At 68.5% G+C, this 18717-nt stretch carries 12 protein-coding genes; 3 read left to right on the plus strand and 9 right to left on the minus strand.

Going from position 1 to position 18717, the window contains the following annotated elements; translation table 11 throughout:
- Positions 1 to 193 precede the first annotated feature (193 nt).
- Positions 194 to 2122, plus strand: coding sequence for an AAA family ATPase (locus tag NR798_RS14080; protein WP_375771976.1), 1929 nt, complete (start codon positions 194 to 196; stop codon positions 2120 to 2122).
- Positions 2123 to 2198: 76 nt separating this feature from the next.
- A complete protein-coding gene (locus NR798_RS14085; protein ID WP_375771977.1) occupies positions 2199 to 2711 on the plus strand; it encodes a hypothetical protein in 513 nt (170 codons plus the stop codon).
- Positions 2712 to 2802: 91 nt separating this feature from the next.
- Here NR798_RS14085 and NR798_RS14090 read toward each other — a convergent pair whose 3' ends face one another.
- The 9 genes from NR798_RS14090 to NR798_RS14130 form a co-directional block, all read right to left on the minus strand.
- Positions 2803 to 6909, minus strand: a complete 4107-nt coding sequence (locus NR798_RS14090; protein ID WP_375771978.1) for a hypothetical protein — start codon at positions 6907 to 6909, stop codon at positions 2803 to 2805.
- Between the two features lie 241 nt (positions 6910 to 7150).
- Complete coding sequence (locus NR798_RS14095; RefSeq protein ID WP_375771979.1) at positions 7151 to 8554, minus strand: patatin-like phospholipase family protein; 1404 nt, start codon at positions 8552 to 8554, stop codon at positions 7151 to 7153.
- 15 nt (positions 8555 to 8569) lie between these two features.
- On the minus strand, positions 8570 to 10243 hold the full coding sequence (locus NR798_RS14100) for a bifunctional metallophosphatase/5'-nucleotidase (protein ID WP_375771980.1): 1674 nt from the start codon (positions 10241 to 10243) through the stop codon (positions 8570 to 8572).
- Between the two features lie 180 nt (positions 10244 to 10423).
- Positions 10424 to 11170: an MBL fold metallo-hydrolase gene (locus NR798_RS14105; RefSeq protein ID WP_375771981.1), complete on the minus strand. Its 747-nt coding sequence runs from the start codon at positions 11168 to 11170 to the stop codon at positions 10424 to 10426.
- Positions 11170 to 11667 carry a pantetheine-phosphate adenylyltransferase gene (gene coaD / locus NR798_RS14110; RefSeq protein WP_375771982.1) on the minus strand — a complete coding sequence of 166 codons (498 nt, stop codon included), beginning with the start codon at positions 11665 to 11667 and terminating at the stop codon, positions 11170 to 11172. The genes NR798_RS14105 and coaD overlap by 1 nt, the downstream gene beginning before the upstream one ends.
- A complete protein-coding gene (locus NR798_RS14115; RefSeq protein ID WP_375771983.1) occupies positions 11667 to 12911 on the minus strand; it encodes an MFS transporter in 1245 nt (414 codons plus the stop codon). Before NR798_RS14115 ends, coaD begins: the two co-directional genes overlap by 1 nt.
- Entirely contained in the window at positions 12908 to 13513 is a 606-nt protein-coding gene (locus tag NR798_RS14120) for a TetR/AcrR family transcriptional regulator (RefSeq protein WP_375771984.1), read from the minus strand. Before NR798_RS14120 ends, NR798_RS14115 begins: the two co-directional genes overlap by 4 nt.
- Before the next feature lie 153 nt (positions 13514 to 13666).
- Positions 13667 to 14230 (minus strand): adenine phosphoribosyltransferase, encoded by a 564-nt coding sequence (locus NR798_RS14125; RefSeq protein ID WP_375771985.1) that lies wholly within the window; start codon positions 14228 to 14230, stop codon positions 13667 to 13669.
- Positions 14227 to 15270: a 2-hydroxyacid dehydrogenase gene (locus NR798_RS14130; protein ID WP_375771986.1), complete on the minus strand. Its 1044-nt coding sequence runs from the start codon at positions 15268 to 15270 to the stop codon at positions 14227 to 14229. The genes NR798_RS14125 and NR798_RS14130 overlap by 4 nt, the downstream gene beginning before the upstream one ends.
- A gap of 102 nt (positions 15271 to 15372) precedes the next feature.
- Between NR798_RS14130 and NR798_RS14135 the strand changes: the two genes are divergently transcribed.
- Complete coding sequence (locus NR798_RS14135) at positions 15373 to 18687, plus strand: SNF2-related protein (RefSeq protein ID WP_375773762.1); 3315 nt, start codon at positions 15373 to 15375, stop codon at positions 18685 to 18687.
- The last annotated feature ends 30 nt before the right edge of the window (positions 18688 to 18717 follow it).

Here is an 18717-nt window from a genome sequence, read left to right on the forward strand (position 1 = left end):
CTTTACACAAGGGCCCACACCCTCCGGTGGAGTTCGGGCAGGGCGGTGCCCCTGCCGGGCTCGGTCGGAACTTTTGGCCACTTACTTAGGTTGCCGCGCCCTTTTCCATGGGGGTCGAGAATCGAACTCCCGTGCTGGCTGGCCAAGCGGGTCGTGCTTGGGCAGTCTGACGCGAAACAGACGAGGAGGTCCCTTGCTGAAGAACATTTATTTCAAGTTCGGAGCAGGTCCGGAGCATCCCCGGCTTCGGTGTAGCCCCGGAGTCGTCACCGTGTTCGTGGGACCCAACAACGCGGGCAAGAGCCGTGTCCTGGTAGAGATTGCGGAGGCGGTGGGTGCTCGTCTGCCCGACCGCGATGATCACCGTCGGAGGTCGTTGAGCTCAGGCATTGGTACAGCCTCTTCTGAGCGGCTCATCTTGCGAAGCCTCAAGCTCGGGCTTCCCCAGGACAAGAGCTTGCGGGCTACGTTCATCAAGGCCGTGGCCAAGGACCTTGCGGATCTCACACTGACGAGCAAGGGCGGACGGGAGGTCTTGAATCAGTGGGGCTCCCTCATGGGAGCGCTTGGCATGGGCCTTCAATTCAAAGATCTGGTTGAGAAGGGGAAACTCAACCTGCCAAAGGCAGACCGCAAGAAAAAGGCTCCACCGCCAGAGGACGAGCAGGAACTGAATACATTCTTCGAGGAATTGAAACAGCACGTTCAGCCCAGGCGGCTTCGCAAGATCGCCCGCAGGTTGATAGCGAAGAGAATTGTCAATGTGACGGGATATGTCGGACTGCTGGCTCCTCACACCATCGTGTTGGACGGAACGACCCGTCTCACGCTGGTGAAGGACAGGGGTGCAGCCGACTGGCGGGGGCAGGATGGCAATCTGCTCGCGAATCTGCTTAAGGATCGTCATCGGCTCGAGACGCTCCGGCGCATCGTCCATAATGCGCTTGACCATTTCCCGGTCATCGACACGACCCACCCAGGGGCCACCCAGCTCAAGATGTCGAAGGAGCATCCTCTGGAAAGGGAGCGCTCGACCCAGCCAGACGCGCTCCAGTACTTCGACAAGGCTCAACCCATTGGGGCTTTCAGTGACGGAGTGAAATCCTTCGTCGGGCTCTTGTCGGCGGTGCTGAGCGGGGACCACAAGGTCATCCTCATCGACGAGCCCGAGGCCTTCCTGCATCCACCGCTCGCGAGGACTTTGGGCGCGGAGCTGCACAAGCTGGCCCGGGAACACCATGCCCAGGTGTTCGCCGCCACGCACAACCCGGACTTTCTCATGGGCTGCATCCAGGCCGGGACAGAGGTCAGCATTGTCCGTCTGACCTACAAGGACACCCAGGCGACCGCGCGCGAGCTGAAGCCCGAGCGGCTGAGGCACATCATGCGTCAGCCGCTGATGCGATCGACCGGAGTGCTCGGTGCCCTGTTCCACTCGGGCGCGGTCGTGTGCGAGTCCGACTCGGACCGGGCCTTCTATCAGGAGATCAATGAGCGCCTGCTGGCCAGCGGCCGCGGCGCGCAAGGTGTGGCGTTCCTCAACGCCCAGAACAAACAGACGATCGAGCGGCTCATCTCGCCGCTCCGGGAGATGGGCATTCCCGCAGCGGCCGTCCTGGATCTGGATGTGCTCTCTCCCGGAGAAGACCTCAGCAGGTTGCTGATGGCCACGGGGACGGAACGCGCCATCCGGGAGTCCCTGCTCCAGACCCGAGACAGGTTTTTCCGCCGCTGCAAGGAACTCAGCGAAGGGGACGCGGATGCGGCCAAGGCCCAGATGAAGCTGAAGGGTATCCACCTGCTGCCGGAGCGAGAACGAGCGGAGTTTCAATCAATCCTGCTCAGGCCCTTGGCGGAACGAGGCATTTTCGTCGTGCCTGAAGGAGAGTTGGAGAGCTGGCTCCCCTCGCTGACGCAGGGAGTCGGTAGGTCCGACAAGCCGAAGTGGCTGATGAAGGTCTTCGAGCGCTTGGGTGATGAGCCGGATCAACCCGGATACGTCCAGCCCGGGCCGCAGGATGTCTGGACCTTCTTGGACGGTATTGCCGACTGGATTGCCAATCCCCTGCTTGGAATGCCGGACCCGCCTGAAAGAGCGCGCGCCGTGCCCGGCAAGGCCTGACTTGTGCTGGAGCACCCGCTGGAGGACAGTTCCGGGACGCGCCGTTCCCCCTCCGTCCGCTTCCTGGAGCCATGCCATGAAGAGCTTCGTCGCCGTGTTCGACAATGCCCCGCTGGGCGTCGTGCCCTGGATGCAGGAGGCCGCCAAGGCCGGAGGACTCACCCTCGTCAATCAGGACGACGTGGGCCGGTGGCTCGGCGAGGAGCCCGGGTTCGGCAAGGCGCTCATGGATCCGAAGATCAAGAACTTCTCCAACCCGGACCCCAGCCTCTCGCCCTACTACCGCAAGGTGCTGGAGACGAAGGTGCCTGACGCCAAGGTCGCCCTGCACGGCTGGGGATGGCTGGTCTACTCCGAGCGCGTGGACGTGGTCATCCTCGACTCGGACGGCCTCCAGCAGGCGCGCGAGGCGGGCGCCGATCGCGTGGGCAAGAAGCGCATCGACGACGAGTTCATCAAGGTGAAGACCTACCTGCTCAACGAGGCGAAGAAGCGCACCTCGCCGGACCGCATCCTCCAGCTCCAGGCCCTCTCCGAGAAGGAGAAGGTGGAGCAGTCGGTGCGCTTCATCCAGCGCTGGGCGCGTTAGACGTCTCTCCCCGCAGCGAAACCGCCCGCTCCAGGCCGCCTCCGAGGGAGACGGTGGAGCGGGCGGTGTGCTTCATCCCGCTTCGGGCGCCTTAGATGTAGGCCTCCCGGAAGTCGTTGATCGTCTCGGCGCTCTGGGCGACGTCGCGCACCGTCTGGACGATACCGATGCCCTGCTTGAGTGGGGTGGTGAAGGCGTCCGCGCCGGGCACCACGCCCACCACGTCCAGGGCGAGCTGGGCGCCGGTGAGCACCTTCTCGATATTGTCGTCGCCCCCGAGCGCGTCCACGAAGGGCCCGATGCTGCTCCCGATGTTGATGGCGTCGCCGAGGATGGGGATGCTGCCGATGAGCCCCTTGCCGCCGATCTCCGCGACCTTCGCCTCGACCTTGTTCTGCACGCTCTCGGGCAGCACGCCGTAGGTCTGCTTGAACAGCCGGCCCACCGCCTCGAGGCCCTCCTTGCCCACCACGTCCTGGCCGAGGAAGCCGTCGCCCGCGCCGAGCAGATCGCCGAACGCGCCGCCGATCTCGCTCAGGGCGCCGAGCACGTCACCGTCGGCGAACTTCGCCACGCCGTTGAGCACGCTGGTGAGCGCGCCCGTCTCCACGAGCTGACCGTTGAGGGTCTCGTCGCTGAAGAACTTGGCGAGCGGGTTGTCCTGCGGCAGCACCTTGGGCAGCTCGTTGAGGAAGGCGGTGGCCGCGTCCGGGTTGCCCTCGGCCGCCGCGCCCAGGCCCTCGGACAGCTCGCTGATGAAGGCCGCCGGGTTCTGGTTCTTGACGAGCTCCTCGATGCCCTTGCCCAGGTGCTCGATGAAGCCGGGGTCCGTGATGAGCCCCGCCGCGGCCTTGAAGAGGCCCTCGTACTTCGCGGGCAGCGGCAGCGCGTTGCCCAGGCCCTCGATGAGCTTGGCGCGGTCCTCGGTGGGCAGCGCGAGCGCGGCCTTGCCGATGTTCTTGAGGCCCTCGGCGATGTTGCCCTCCGCGAGGTTCTGCGCGGCGGAGACGAGCTCCCCCGCCGTCTCGCGGTACTGCATGAGCTTCTCGGGGCTGTCGATGCCGAGCTTGCCCAGCATCTCCGCGGTGGGGCCGTGCTCGAAGATGCGCTCGGCGGCCGCCTGGGCCGTCTTGTCGTCGGCGAGCAGCCGGGCCACGCCCTCGGCCGTGTTGCCCTCGGCGATGGCGTCGAAGGCCCCGCCGTTCTTGAGGAGCGCCTCGGTCTGCTTGGGATCGCCGCTGATCAGCGTCTTGACCAGGCCCTCCTTGCCCTTGTCGTCCATGCCCGCGGCGAGCTTGTCGATGGACTGCTTGATGACGGGCTCGAAGGGGACCTTGTTGTCCACCATGGCGTCACGCAGGTGGCCGAGCGCCCCCAGCTTGTCGCCATCCACCATCTTCACCGCGGCGCCCACGAAGTTGTCGAGCCCCTGGGGGTTCTTCTTGAGCGTGTCGGCGGACAGGCCCAGGTCGTCGAACGCCTTCTTGAACGCGGGGTTCTGCGTGAGCGCGTCCACCGTGGAGTTGACGGCCTGCTGGTTGCCCTTGGCGTCCTTGAGGCCCTCGAGCAGGTCCTTGTTGGACAGGGCGTCGAAGGCGTCGTTGAGCTTGGGGTTGGTCAGCAGTTGCTGGACCGTGGCCTTGTCGCCCAGCAGCGACTTCATCGCCTGGCTGGCCCCGTCGGTCCCGGGGAAGCTCTTGTTGGCGAAGGTGGTGACGCCCTGGGTCGCCAGGTCCACCGCCTTCGGGTCCTGCTGGGCCGCGTCACGGAAGGCGCGCAGCGAGCCCTCGAAGTCGCCCCGGCCCGCGCCGGTGACGGCGTCATAGAGCTTGCCCGCCGCCGGGCCGGTGTAGTCCTTGAGCTGCTTCACGCTGACGCCGGACTGCTCCAGGCCCTTCTTGAACTCGGGGTTCTTCGCGGCCTGGTCGATCACCTGATCGCGCAGCGCCTTGTTGGGGCCGAGCTGATCGATGGCCTTGCCCACGTCGCCCTTGGCGATGGAGTCGAAGGCGGCCGCGCTGTTCGGGTCGGAGAGCAGCGCCTCGGCGGTCTTCTTGTCGCCCAGCAGCGTCTTGATCTCGCCTTCCTTGCCCTCGGACTTCAGGGTGCCGGCGAACTTCGTGACGGCGTCGGTGGCGACGTTGGGGGCGGTCGCGTGCGCCTCGCGCAGGGCGGTGAGGGTGCCAGCGGTGTCACCGCGGGTGGCGGACTCGGAGGCCTGGAGCAGGTCCGCCGCGGCGGCGGGGCCCTTGGCCTTGAGCACCTTGGGATCCATGCCGAGCTTGTCCAGGCCCTCCTTGAAGCGAGGATCCGTGGCCGCCGAGTCGATGACGGCGCCGCCCAGCTTCTCCGCGACGGCCTTGGCCTTGGGGTCCGCGGCGACGGCGTCGCGCAGCTGCTCCAGGGCCTTGGTGGGATCCGTCTCGGGCCGCTGGCCGATGAAGGGGATGTTGTCGAGGGCGGTAGGCGCCTGGAAGGACTCGAGCGCCTTGAGCACGTTGGCCTGTCCCGCCCCCAGGTTCTGCAGGTCCTGGGGCTTGAGCCCGGCCTTATCCAGGGTGGCCTTGAGGTGCGGATCCTTCGCGGCCGTCTCCAGCAGCTGGTTGCGGACCTTGGGGTCCTGCACGTCGGCGATGGAGGACAGCTCGCCCTTGGCCAGCCCGTCGAGCGCCTTCTGGGTGTCGGGCTTCTCCAGCATCTCGCGCACGAGCGTGCGGTTCTGGAGGATTTCGCGCTCGGGGCCCGCGGGCAGCTGCTCGGCCTTGCGGCCAATGGCCTCGGCGGCCACGCCGCGCAGCTGGGGGTTCTGCTGGGCGGCCTGGTTGAGCTGGGCGATGGCGCCCTGGGGATCCTTGGCCAGCGAGGCCTCGGTCAGGTGGGCCATGCCCTTGCCGGACTCGAGGAACGTCTCCTTGTCCAGGCCGAGCTGCTCCAACCCCTTTTTCACCTCGGGGTTCTCATAGACGCGGTTGGCGACGTCCTTGGGCACGTTGTCGCCGAAGGCGCGCAGCACGTCCGCGGGCTTGTTCTCCGCGCTGGCCTTGGCCGCGTCCAGGTACTGCTTCTGCTGCTCGGGCTTCATCTCCTGGAACTGCTGCTGGGAGACGCCGAGCTGCTCCAGGCCCTTGCGCGACTGGGCGTCCTGGGCGGCCTTCTCGTTCTCGTTGAGGTCCGTGCGGGCCTTGGCGGCCTCGTGCGGCGAGGTGCCGTTGGCGACGGCGTCGGCGAACTTCTTGTCGGTGAGCAGCGCCTTGCTGTTGCCCTCGAGCGTGTTGCCGGCGCCCTGGAGCACCTCGGAGAGCGCCTGCTTGTCCTTGACGCCCTTCAGGTCCGCGTTCTGCAGGTTGCCGAGGAGCGGAACGTTCGAGAGGTCACCCTGGGCGTTGGCCTGGGAGTCCAGCCGGTTGGCCAGCTTGTTGAGGTCCTTGCCGTCGCGGATGCCGAGCTGGTCCAGCACGGCCTTGGTCTCGGGCTTGGCGGAGAGGCGGGCCACCTCGCGGTCGGCGCCGAGCTCCTTCTGGATGGCCTGGGTGTCCTGGGTGCCGTCGACGCCCAGCGACTTGTTCAGCTCCGCCTGACGCTGGGCGGAGGCGCCGTCGAAGGCGTCCTTCACCTGCTGGGCGCTGACCTGGTTCTTCTGCAGCTCCTTGTCGGAGTAGGGGGGCTTGAGGCCCTCGGCCTTGGCGGCCTCGTTGGCCGCGTGCATCTGCGTCTCGGCCTGCTTGGAGGCGAGGACGCTCTTCTCCTCGGCGGCCTGGATCTTCTTCTCGGCGGCCTGGAGTTTGGCCTCGGCAGCCTGGAGCTTCTTGTGGGCCTCGTCGACCTTGGCCTTCTGGTCCTGGGCGGCCTTGAGCGCCTTCTGGTCGGCCTGGAGGTTGGGCTTCTGGCCTGCCTCGTTGGCCTTGGGCTTGAGCTCCTTGAGCTTGTCGCCCAGGGCCTTCTTCTCCGTGGAGAAGTTCTCCTTGGCCGCCGCGACCTCCTTCTGGGCCGCCGCGGCCTGCTGCTTGGCCGCCTCCGCCTGCTGCTTGGCGGCCTCGGCCGCCTTCCTCGCGGCCTCCGCCTGCTGCCGGGCGGCCTCCGCTGCCCTCTGTGCGGCTTCCGCGGCCTTGCGGGCGGCTTCCGCTGCTGCACGGGCGCGGGCTTCCGCGGCGGCTGCGGCGGCGGCGGACGCTCCACCATTATTGGTCACAGGAGGCATGGGGCGGTTCTCCAAGGCTGGGGACGTGGGCGTGCGACGTCCCGGGAGACAAAAAGGCTGTTCGAAACATTATCGAAAACAGCGAATTTCTTGTTTCCGTGGGTTTTTGGCGCCTGGGAACACACGTCCACCTACATGGGCGGGGCGAGCGTCCGTCAGGGACGCATCATCCGTCGCGAGTGCAGGTGAAGACCTCAGGGTAGACGGGCGGAGTCGCGGCCTTGGGGTGAGGGCCCCTCACTCAGGCCGGTTCTTCCGTGGGCGCTGGCCCTGGGGGATACACACCTCTCGGATCAAAAACCGAACGAGCTTTGAGCGGTGGTTGCGGAGGCGGCGGTGGCCACTCCGCTTCCGCCATCCAGACGGCCTCCACCCACCAGAGAAGGGACTCCCACCACTCCGCGTTGAAGTTGGGTTCGGACGGAGCGCCGTCGGGGTAGACCGGGATCCCGACTTTCTTCATGTCCGGGAGGTACTGCTTCCGGTCGGAGGCGTTCATTCCGAGGAACGTCTCGACCGCTTTGTACTTTTCCAACTCTTTGGCCCAGATCTCATTCGCACGCTGATCCAGCCAGTCGTTCATCTCGTCGAGGGTGAGTGGCACTGTGGCGAGGCGCCGCGCGACCGGAAGGTGCTTCAGCGTTTTCTTGAGTCCCTGGGCAACATCTGGCGGCAGTGCGAGCAGACCGTACAGTGCCTCGAGGGGCGGGACGTAGGGCTGGAACCGCTGGTACTTGAAAACGCCGAGAATCGTCTTCGTGTGGCGGTGGGTGTAATCGGCCTGGCCTTGGAGGAGGCGGATGGGAAATTCGGGAAGCCGCCGGGCGAGCAATCTCCAATATCCCCAGGGGGCGATGCGGTCCTTCAGCACCGCCCCTTCCAGTTGTTCCCCGGCGTCGTTTTGGCGGAGCGGGTCGATGCCGAGCGAGAGGATTTTCAGGCGCGGGATCATCCTGAAGTTGGTCGCTTGGTCCCAGCCACGTCCGCCGTAGTGGTCCCACGACATGTGCAGGAGCGTATCCCCGAGAGCCGCCAGGGTGGGATTGTTGTTGGTGGCGACTCCGTCGAGCATTGAGGTGTGCGTCTCCGGATTCTTCTTCTTGGCGTGGGACTTGAGCTTCTCGCGATAGATGGGGAGGAAGAGGGGCAAGGACGCACTTGCCTGGGCCACATTGACGAGGTTGGCTGGGTCGCCGGGTAGGTATTGGGACCAGGTAAAGGTCTTGCCCACGGAGCGATAGGCATCGAACGCCAGGATCGAGACCTTCGGCTTGAGCTGTTTGAGGGTCGTGTCCTTACCCAGATGCTTCTTGAGGACCTCCCTGAACTGCTCACCGTCGACAAGGGGTCCGAACCCGCTCGCCAGGCGGAGCACCCCCCCCGCTTTGATCTGGAAGGACGCGAGAATCTCCTGGGTGTACGTGATGCACTCCTCGAGGATCTTCTGGGTCGGGAGGGGCTGCTCCTCGCTCAGCTTCTTGGCGAGGAAGAGGCTCATCAACGCACCACTGGAGGTGCCGGCGAACATCTCCGTCTTGGCGAGGAAGCCCGGATAGCGCTTTTCGAGCTTCGCGAGCACACGGATGAGCACAAGAGGCCCTGGGCCTCCGTCGAGGCTGAGGACTCGCATGGGGCTGTCACTCATTTCAATTCCTGTTCGTTACTGGGCCGCGCTCGCCGTGCCCGGGCAGGCGACGGCGTCCTTGTCGTCCTTCTTCGCGACCTCGCGGGCGCCGCCGCGCAGCCGCTCGATGCGGCCGCTGGTGGCGGGGGAGATGGCGTTGGCGGAGGCGAAGGCATCGCGCAGCACGTCCTGCGTGGTGCGGCCCTTCTCGGGCGAGACGCGGTACCTGGCGCCCTTGAACATGGTGTACCCGTCACCGCCGCCGGACATGTACGAGTTGGTGGCGAGCGAGTAGGTGCGCCGGGCATCCAGCGGCTCGCCATTCACGGTGACGCGGACGACGCGGTCACCCACGGGGCGGCACACGTCGAAGGCGTACTGGATGCCGGAGACCTGGGGGAAGCGGCCGGGGCCGGTCTCCTCTGCGCTGCGGCTGACGCCGTGCTCGAGCGCCTGGAGCAACACCGCGCCCGTCACCTCGATGCTCACCACCGAGCCCGGGTAGGGGTGGATGGCGAGCACGTCGCGCCGGGTGAGCGGGCCGGGCCGGAGCACGGAGTCGGAGCGGATGGAGCCGCCGTTGATGAGCGCCGCGTCCGCGCCGGTGGCCTTGCGGTAGGCGTCCGCGACGAAGGAGGCCAGGTTCGTCTCGCGGTTGCGGTTGGACTCCTCCATGGCATCCAGGGGCACCTGGGTGCGGCCCACGGGCTGGGACAGATCGGCCATCATCGCGTCGTACTCGCGCATGGCGCTGGCGAAGGCGGGGTCCTCGGGCACTTCGGGCGTCACCGGCAGCATGTCGAAGTCCATGCTCTTGAGCTTGCCGCTCTGGGTGCCCACGTGCAGGGTGACACGGCCCAGCTCGCGCGCCTCGGAGGACATCTTGATGATGGGCGTGCCGTTGGACACCGCCTGCATCATCACGTGCTCGTGGCCGCCGATGATGAGATCGATGGGGGCGCAGCGGGCGAGCACCTTGTCCTCGGCGACGAACAGGTGGGTGAGGCCGATGATGATCTGCGCGCCCTGCTTGCGCATCTGCGGCACCAGCTCGCGCGCCTTGGCGCAGGTGTCGGTGAAGTACACGTCCGGCCCGGGCTTGGAGCTGTACTTCGTCTTGCCCAGCAGCACGCCGAAGATGCCCACCTTCACGCCGCCCACGTCGCGAATGACGAAGGGCGGGGTCTCCGCGAAGGTGCGCTTCGTCTGCTTGTCCATGACGTTGGCGCCCAGCCAGGTGAAGCGGGACTCCTGGATGCGCTCGCGCAGCACGTCGGGGCCGAAGTCGAACTCGTGGTTGCCGAGCACCGCGAAGTCCAGGCCGAGCGCGTTCCACGCGTCGATCATCTGCTTGCCCTTGTGGAATGTGGACTCCACGGAGGGCCCCAGCGTGTCACCGGCCATGAGGAAGAGCGTGTGGGGAGACTCGGCGAGCACCTGCTTGCGCAGCGTGGACAGCCGCCCCAGTCCGCCGTGGGCCCCGAAGTCCACCGGGGTGAACTGGTACACGTCGTTGACGTGCAGCAGGGTGAGCGTGACGGTGGGCTCGTCGTCCTGCTCGGACTCAGGGGCCGGGCTCTCGGCGGACTTGGACTCCGCGCCCGTGGGGGACGTGGGCGCGCTCCCGGGCAGCGAGGCGCAACCGGCGGTGAGGAGCAGGGCGGCCACGAGGGTGGCGAGGGGGCGCGGCGAGCGGAACGGGAAGAACATGGGGGGTCGTCGGGGTGTTCAATGTCCCACGTCCGGCGCGCGTGTGCATCCTTTCGCGTGACCCCCCCGTGACGCGGTGTGGCGAAGCCCGTCTCCCTCCTCGCCCTGGAAGCGGCGGCGGCCCGGAGGCGCTTCACTGCAAGTGAGGAGGCGGGGTGGGGAGCATGCCCGCTCGCTCGCTCACACGGTGTAGCGGCGCCCCTGCGCGAGCGGCTCGATGTTGCTCGCGTCGAGGTCGAAATCATCCGGGTAGTGGATGAGCCGCATCTTCGCGCGCGAGGCGGCGGGCAGCGCGGCCAGCTTCTCGTAGGGCGTGTGCACGCCGTAGTTCGTCTCGTGCACCACGAGGTCCGCCTCGGCGAGCCAGGAGAGGAGGCCCTCGTCGTAGGCGGTGTCCGCGCTGTAGCCCAGGCAGCGCCCGCCAGCGCGGATACGCAGGGCGGTGGTGGGCACGTGGTGGTAGGTGAGGCGGCTCTCGATGGAGAAGGGCCCGAAGCGCACGGCTGACTCGGTGGAGAGCGCGAGGGGCTCGAAGTAGTCCTCGAAGCCATGGCGCTGGGGCTCGCCGCCGGGCTTGCGGATGAGGTCCTCCATGCCGGCGGCGAGGTGGCCGTCCCAGAGCCGGCGCGTCACGTCCGGGTGGGCGAGCAGTTGCAGCTTCCGCTTGAGGACGAAGAAGGAGAAGTAGCCGAGCCCCTCGACGCCCGAGCTGTGGTCCGCGTGGAGGTGGGTGAGGACGAGGCCCGACACGCGGTCCGCGTCCAATTCCACGCCCGAGGAGAGGCTGGCCTCGCGCATCATCTTGCGGATGGGGTGGGGGCAGTCGATGAGGAGCACCTGCCCCTCGGCTTCGAGCGCCAGGCACGAGGAGTAGTGCAGCGCGGAGAAGGCATCGCCAACGCCGAGGGTGACGAAGGACAGGCTCATCACGGGCTCCGGAGGGAGGAAGGGGACAACCGCAGGCGCAGCTTCGCCGCGACGGCGGGCGGGCAGAAGTCCGAAACGTCCTCGCCGCGCGCCAGCTTCTCCTTGAGGCGGCTGCTGCTCACCTCGGCGAGGTGGGACTCGGCGGGGAGGAAGAGGGTGGAGAGGTCCGGGGCGAGCGCGCGGTTGGCCTGGGCCAGCGTCGTCTCGAACTGGGCATCCGTGGCGCCGCGCACCCCGCGCAGCAGCACGCTGGCGCCGATGGCCCGCGCGTAGTCCACGATGAGTCCCTCGGTGCTGGCCACGGTGACGTTGGGGTGGAGCGCCACCACCTCGCGCAGCAGCTCCATGCGCTCGGCCACGGTGAAGAGGGTGCGCTTCTCGGGGTTGATGGCCACCACCACCACGACATGGCCGAAGAGGCGCGCGGCCTGGCGGACGACGGAGAGGTGGCCGGCGGTCACCGGATCGAAGCTGCCGGCATAGACGGCGATGGTCATCACGACACCTCCGGTTGGGCCCCGGACACGAGCGTCCGGGGAGGATGGAAGGTGAGGGCCACCCAGAGGACGGCCAGGGCGCAGACGGCCGCCGAGAGCGTGAAGTGCCACGCGTAGCCGAAGGCCTGGGCGCTGAAGCCACTGGCGGCCGCGGCGGCGCCGGTGGCCAGCACCACGAGCGAGGCCTGCACCGTGTAGTCGGAAGCGGCGTGCTCGGGGCGGCAGGGCTCCATCATCACCGTGAAGAGGGCCGCGGTGGCCATGCCGCTCGTCAGGTGCTCCACGCCGCACACGAGCGTGAGCAGGGGAATGGAGGCGCCGCGCGCGGCCAGGGCATAGAGGAGCACCGCTCCGGCCTGCAGGGTGCCGAAGACGAGCAGCGCACGCCGGTGTCCCAGCCGGTTGACGAGCGCTCCGCCCACGAGCGCGCCGAGGAGCCCGGTGGTGAAGCCCACGACGCCGAGCATCCATCCGAGCTGCGTCAGATTCAGCCCCGAGTCGACGAGGAAGGTGCGCAGCATGCCCGTCGCCAGGTGCTCGCCCGCCTTGAAGAGGACGAGCAGGGTGAACCACGCGCCCGTGCCTGGGCGGCGGCTCCAGTACAGCCATGTTTCTCGGAGCCAGTGCCACGTGCTCGCGTTGCCGTGCCGGGGCGCGGCGGAAGGAGGCTCGCGGAAGAGCACCACCGGCACCGAGGCCACGAGCAGCAGGGTGCCCATGCTCAGCAGGGTGGCGCGCCAGCCCAGCGTGTCGATGACCATGAGCATCACCCCACCGCCGAGCACCATGCCCACCCGGTAGCCCGCCACCTGGATGCCGTTGCCCCAGCCGCGCTCGTGGCGCTCGAGCAGCTCCACGGCGAGCCCGTCCGTGGCCACGTCCTGCGTGGCCGCGAGCAGGTTGACGAGCAGCACGGCCACCAGGAGCACCGGGATGCTCACGGCGCCCTGGGGGACGGCGAGCCCCAGGAGCAGTGCCGCCGAGAGGAACTGCAGCGGGAGGATGTAGCCGCGCCGCTGGCCCAGCCGCTCCGAGCCGTACCGGTCCATGAGCGGGGCCCAGAGGAACTTGAGCGCCCAGGGCAGGGCGAGCAGGTTGGCCAGGCCGATGTCCGGCAGCGACATGCCCTGCGTGCGCAGCAGCACCGGCAGCGTCTGGGTGAAGAAGCCGAAGGGCAGGCCCTGCGAGAGGTAGAGGCTCGTGAGCAACCCGAGCTTCTGGGGCGTCGTCAGCGAGGTCTTCATGTGCCCTCCGGGGATTCCACCGTGTCGAGCAGCCCCGCGGCCATGCGCTTCACCGTGCCGGCCGCGGAGCCCGCGGGCGTGAGGCCCGGTGCCGCCGCCGAGAGGACGAAGTAGCCCTGCACCGCCGCGAAAAGGCCCGCCGCCACCGCCCGCGCCCGCCGGCGGCCGATGACCGCGCCCACCAGCTCCTCCAGGTGCTCGAGGTCCGCGCGCACCACCTTCTCGTAGGCCGCGCGCACCTCGGGCTGCCGCACCGCCTCCGCGCTGATGGTCACCCACGCGGCCACCGAGGACGGATCCGCGTCCTCCCCCGTGGCCAGGAAGGCATCGAGGAAGGCGTCCACCTGCGCCCGGGCTCCGCCCTTCACCCGCTCCAGCCGCGCCTTCACCCGCTCGCGCACGCGCCCGGCGAGCTGCTCCACCAGCGTCAGGAGGATCTCCTGCTTCTCCGTGAAGTGGTAGTGCACCAGCCCGGGGCTCAGCCCCGCCGCCTTCGCGATCTCCGCGATGGACGCGCGCTCGTAGCCGCGCTCGGCCATGACGCGCAGCAGTCCCGAGACGATCTGCTGCCGGCGCTCCTCCGTGTTCGATGGGCGGGCCATCCGCGGCTCCATTTCTAGGTTGGTTGACCAACTTATAAGGCGGCGAAAGGGCGCCGTCAACCGGGACTCCGGGGTTCAACCTGGGGTGCGAGAGACCCTGACCCCGTCCCTCTCCCGGAGGAGAGGGGTTGTTACAGGGACAGGCGCTGGGGCTCAGTAGTTGAGCAGCGCGCAGACCTTCTCGCTGCCCAGCCGCTCGCGCCCGGGCAGGAAGTCCAGCGAGATGAGGAAGCTGAAGCCCACCACCTCGCCGCCGAGCTTCGACACCAGGCGCGCCGCCGCCGACGCCGTGCCACCGGTGGCCAGCAGATCATCCACGATGAGCACCCGGTCCCCGCGGCTCACCGCGTCCTCGTGGAGCTGCAGCCCGTCCTCGCCGTACTCCAGCGAGTAGCGCTCCATCACCGACTTGTACGGCAGCTTTCCCGGCTTGCGCGCCGGAGCGAAGCCCGTGTGCAGCGCCAGGGCGATGGGCGCTCCCAGCAGGAAGCCGCGCGCCTCCACCGCCACCACCTTGGTGATGTGACGGCCCCGGAAGGGCGCCGCCATCGCGTTCACCACCCGCCCGAAGAGGTGCGGATCCGCCAGCACCGGCGTCACGTCCTTGAAGAGGATGCCCGGCTTCGGGAAGTCCGGCACGTCTCGGATGCGCGTCTTCACGTCCTCGATGAGGTTGGAGTCATGGCCGGGGACGAACAGGGGAGGGGTGTTGCTCATGTGAAGAGCTCCGGGTTGATGCAGTGAGGGGGCTTCCGCCCTTGCAGCGCGGCGAGGAGATTATCCACCGCCATGGACGCCATGCGTCCACGGGTGGCGTGGCTGGCGCTCGCGATATGGGGGGCGAGCAGGAGGTTGGGGAGGGTGAGCAACGGGCTGTCGGAGGGCAGGGGCTCCGGGTCCGTCACATCCAGCGCGGCGCCGCCCAGGTGCCCGCCCGACAGCGCCTCCACCAGGGCGGCCTGGTCCACCACGGGCCCCCGGGCCGTGTTCACCAGCAGGGCCCCAGGCTTCATGGCCGCGAATTCCGCCCGTCCCAGCCAGTGCCGGGTCCCGGCGTTGAGCGGGACGTGCAGCGAGACGAAGTCCGACTCGGCCAGCAGGGTGGCCTTGTCCACGCGCGTGAGCCCCAGCTCCGCCTCCAGGTCCGGCCGGGCCCGGCGGTTGACGTAGAGGAGCCGCATGCCGAAGCCGCGCGCCCGCCGGGCCATCGCCGCGCCGATGGCGCCCAGCCCCACGAGGCCCAGGGTCGCCCCGTACACGTCCGTGCCCAGCAGCAGGCCGGGCTCCCACGTCCGCCACCGGCCCGCCCGCACATAGGTGTCCGCCTCGGCCACCCGCCGCGCCAGCGCCATCATCAGGGCGAAGGCGAAGTCCGCCGTCGTCTCCGTGAGCACCCCCGGCGTATTCCCCACTGGGATGCGCCGCGCGGTACAGGCCGCCACGTCGATATTGTCGTACCCCACCGCCACGTTGCTGACGGCCCGCAGGCGGTGGGCGCCGTCGAGCAGGGGCTCGTCCACCCGGTCGGTCAGCAGGGTGATGAGCCCGTCCGCCTCCCGGGCCTCCGCGAGCAGCACGTCCCGTGGGGGAGGCAGCTGTTCTTCCCACACCCGGAGTGAGACCTGAGCGGCCAGCCGGGCCAGCGCGTCGCCGGGAAGTTGTCGCGTGACGAAAACTCGGGGGCGTGTGGGGCGTTCCATTTCGACCGCCGATGCTCGCACAGCCGCGAGCCGTGCGGTGGATGACCGAGCAACCATCGCCCGGTCATCGACCTGCATTTTTCCCACGACGGAGGCTGCCCCGTCTGTGGTAATCGAATGGATTCCCCTCGCACCCGGGGGGGAAGGGACTTGCCAAACGTGCCCTCCACCGCCGACACCCGAGAAGCCTCCTTCCCGCCAGATGGCCAGTGGCTGCGCGCCCTCAAGGCGGAAGTTCAGCCCACCACCTTCAAGAAGGGCCGCGAAGTGGCCGAGACGCGCCGCGTCTTCGGCCTGCAACGGGAGGGCAACCTCATCCGTGCCCAGGTGGCCGCCGCCGCCTCGTCCCAGGAGCGCTACGACGTCGCCCTCGAGGTGGGCAACGGCAAGCCCACCTCCAAGTGCACCTGCCCGTCCTGGAACTCTGACGGGCTGCATTGCGAGCACGTGGTGGCCGCGGCGCTCGTCTACGCCGCGCGGCTGCGCGCCTCGATGATCGCCTCCTCGGCCGCCGCTGCCTCCGCGGCCTCGGCCGCTGCCGCTGCCGCCGCCGCTCCGGTGGCCGCCGTGCCCGACGCTGGTCCCGATGAGCCCTCGCCAGACGGCGAGGCGGACGCCGACTTCGAGGCTCCCGTCCCCTCGGCGGACTCCCCGATGATGGACGCGGTGAGCCTGCCCGCGCTCGCCAAGGTGGAGAGCTGGCTGGGCCTCTCCTCCCAGCCGGACTACGAGTTCCTCTACCGGCTCACCCCCTCCAACACGGGTCCCGGCGGGCGCCACTGGCTGATGGACGTGCGCCGCCAGGACGCGCAGATGAAGGGGCCCGTGCACATCAAGCGCATGCTCCAGGCCGGCACCCGCATCGCCCCGGCCGACGAGCGCGTCTTCATCCTGCTGGCCAAGCACGAGCAGCGCTACGACTCGCGCATCGTCCTCTCCGACGAGGACCTGTGCGAGATGTTCGAGTTCCTGCGTCCGCGCCGCGTCATCTACCGCGGCACCGCGCTGCTCTTCTCGGACGAGCCGGTGCGGCCGCAGATCCACCTCGAGTCCCGCCCGGACGGAGCCACCGCCCGCATCGAGCTGCTCATGCCGGATGGGACGAGCCTGTCCCTCAAGGACGCCATCCTGCTGGCGGGCATGCGCACCTACATCATCACGGGGCAGACGCTCTCGCCGGTGGAGCCGAATCTGCCGCCGCGCCTGGTGCGCAAGTGGATGCTGGAGCCCACCATGGCCTTCCCGGTGGGCCAGTTGGATCGGGTGCTCACGTTCTTCGCCGCCCACCTGCCGCGCTTCCAGATGGCGCTCAAGGCGGACGACATCGACGTGGACGAGTCCGTGGAGCCGCGCTTCCTCCTCACGCTCGAGGGCACGCCCGAGCGCGTGAAGGTGCAGCTCGCCGCGCGCTACGGGCAGACGACCGTGCCCGTGTCCCCCACAGCCTCGCACCTGGGCTACGCCAGTGGCGTGGGCTCCGACGGCCGCAAGCTGTACCGGCGCCGCGAGGAGCTGGAGCGCGCCGCGGGCAAGCGCCTGCAGGAGCTGGGCATGCGCTACGACAGCCACACCCACGCCTACGAGACGAGCGGGGATGGCGCCATCGAGTTCTGGGCGCGCGGGCTCGCGAGCCTGCCCGAGGACTGGGAGCGCTACGGGGTGCAGGCCCCCAAGGTGCGCCTGCGGCCGAAGCTGCGTCCGCGCATCCGCGTGGGCATGAGCGGGGTGAGCTGGTTCGAGCTGGATGCCGAGTTCGTCACCGACGACCAGGCGGTGGACCTGGGCGCGGTGCGCATGTGGCTCGACTCGGGCCGGCGCTTCGTGCCCCTGAAGGACGGCACCTACGCCGAGGCGGACCTCGCGGAGATCAAGCGTGCCGCGGACCTTCTGGAAGAGGCCGGCGCCATGCCTGGCCGCACCCGCACGCGTCTGCCGCTGCATCAGGCCGTCGCGCTGGATCTGCTGGTGGAGCTCGGCGAGTACACCGAGGTGGAGGCCAAGGCGCGCAAGGCGATGACCGAGCTGCGCGACACCAACGGCGTGCCCAAGGTGGGGCTGCCCGAGGGCCTTCAGGCCACGCTGCGCCACTACCAGGAGGCGGGCCTGTCCTGGCTCTGGTTCCTCCACCGGCACGGCCTGTCCGGCATCCTCGCGGACGACATGGGTCTCGGAAAGACGATCCAGTCCTTGAGCTTGCTGCAGAAGGTGGCCAACGAGGAGGGCCGCAAGCCGTCGCTCGTGGTGGCGCCCACCAGCGTGCTCGCCAACTGGGAGCGCGAGGCCGAGCGCTTCACCCCGGGCCTGAAGACGATCGTGTGGCACGGCCAGGACCGCAAGGAGCGCGTGGAGGACCTCAAGGGCGCGGACCTCGTGCTCACCTCCTACGCGCTGGTGCGGAGGGACCTGGAGGCGCTCAGCGAGGTGGGCTTCCGCTACGTCATCCTCGACGAGGCGCAGAACATCAAGAACGCGGACAGCGCCACGGCGCAGGCGTGCAAGTCGCTGCCGAGCGACACGCGGCTCGCGCTCACCGGTACGCCGCTGGAGAACCGGCTCAGCGAGCTGTGGAGCCTCTTCGACTTCCTCATGCCGGGCTTCCTCGGCAGCGCGGAGGGCTTCAGCGACCGTTTCGAGCAGCCCATCCAGGTGGCCAACGACAGCAACGTGCGCGACCGCCTGCGCCGCCGGATTCAGCCCTTCATCATGCGCCGTCTGAAGACGGAGGTGGCCAAGGACCTGCCGCCCAAGACGGAGAGCGTGGCGTGGTGCGAGATGGAGCCCGGCCAGGCGGCCCTCTACCGCGAGGTGCTCGAGGAGAGCCGCCGCAAGGTGAACGAGTCCATCGAGAAGATGGGCTTCAAGCGCAGCCGCGTCTCCATCCTCGCGGCGCTCATGCGCTTGCGCCAGGTGTGCTGCGATCCGCGCCTGCTCAAGATGCCCCCGGGCACGCTGCTGCCGAGCAGCGCGAAGCTGGAGCGCTTCGGCCAGCTCGTGGACGACCTCGTCGCCGAGGGCCACCGCGCGCTCGTCTTCAGCCAGTTCACCGAGATGCTGGAGCTGCTCAAGGGCGAGGCGGACCGCCGGGGCCTGCGCTACCTCTACCTGGACGGCCGGACGAAGGACCGCATGGGCAAGGTGGACGAGTTCAACCGTCCGGACGGGCCTCCGCTCTTCTTCATCAGCCTCAAGGCGGGCGGCACCGGCCTCAACCTCACCGCGGCCGACTACGTCATCCACTACGATCCGTGGTGGAACCCGGCCGTGGAGGACCAGGCGACGGACCGTACCCACCGCATCGGCCAGACGCGCGCCGTCATCAGCTACAAGCTCATTACCCGCGGCACCGTGGAGGAGAAGATTCTCAGCCTCCAGAAGCGCAAGAAGGATCTCGCCGCGGGCGTGCTCAGTGCGGATGGCGACTTCGGCAAGCTGCTGACCGAGTCGGACATCGTCGACCTCTTCCAGGGCGAGTGACCCGGGAGGGCTACAAAAGAGTCTGACTCC

This window comes from Archangium gephyra, assembly GCF_042230915.1.
Taxonomy (GTDB): domain Bacteria; phylum Myxococcota; class Myxococcia; order Myxococcales; family Myxococcaceae; genus Archangium; species Archangium gephyra_B.